The sequence below is a fragment of the Streptomyces djakartensis genome, from assembly GCF_014651075.1.
Classification (GTDB): domain Bacteria; phylum Actinomycetota; class Actinomycetes; order Streptomycetales; family Streptomycetaceae; genus Streptomyces; species Streptomyces djakartensis.
In genome coordinates this window covers 1-559 of the sequence record NZ_BMWE01000088.1, presented here as the reverse complement: position 1 = coordinate 559, position 559 = coordinate 1, and the positions used below count along the sequence as shown (strand labels likewise).

The 559-nt window shown below is 40.8% G+C and carries 1 protein-coding gene; it reads left to right on the top strand.

Translation table 11 applies throughout. The features are described from left to right. On the top strand, positions 1 to 432 hold a 432-nt coding region (locus tag IE212_RS35825; RefSeq protein WP_190201951.1), incomplete at its 5' end, for an ISAs1 family transposase. Between the last annotated feature and the right edge of the window lie 127 nt (positions 433 to 559).

Sequence of the window (559 nt, the reverse complement as noted above, 5' to 3'; positions counted from 1 at the left end):
AGGGGGAACCTTGAGAAACGGGAATACTGGCAGACAGAAGACATCAGCTGGTTAAGCCGGAAGAAAGAATGGGCAGGATTAAAAAGCATTATCATGACTCGTAATACAATAGCAGGGACAGATGGCAGTACAACAGTAGAAGAAAGATATTTCATAAGCAGCCTGTCGACCAATATAGAAGAAGCAGAGCGAGCTGTGCGTGGTCATTGGATGATAGAAAGCTATCATTGGCATTTAGATGTAACCTTTCGAGAAGATGGGAATCACACATTAGAAAAGCAGGCATCCTATAATCTGAACATTATAAGAAAACTGGCTTTGAATATGTTAAAAATTTTAGAGGTAGGAAGCCGTCCGTTAAGCATGAAAAAGAAACGGTATGTGATTGGAACAAATCCAGAAAAGCATTTAGAGAAGATTATGTCTTTATAATTTTTGAATTTAGTATATGGTGTGGTTGAGGAGCACATTCATGCGTTTGGCTTGGGTGAAACTGCCTGTTGTATTGACATGAATACCGCCTTTCAGAACGGCTGCAAGACCAAAGCCGACGCAAGCG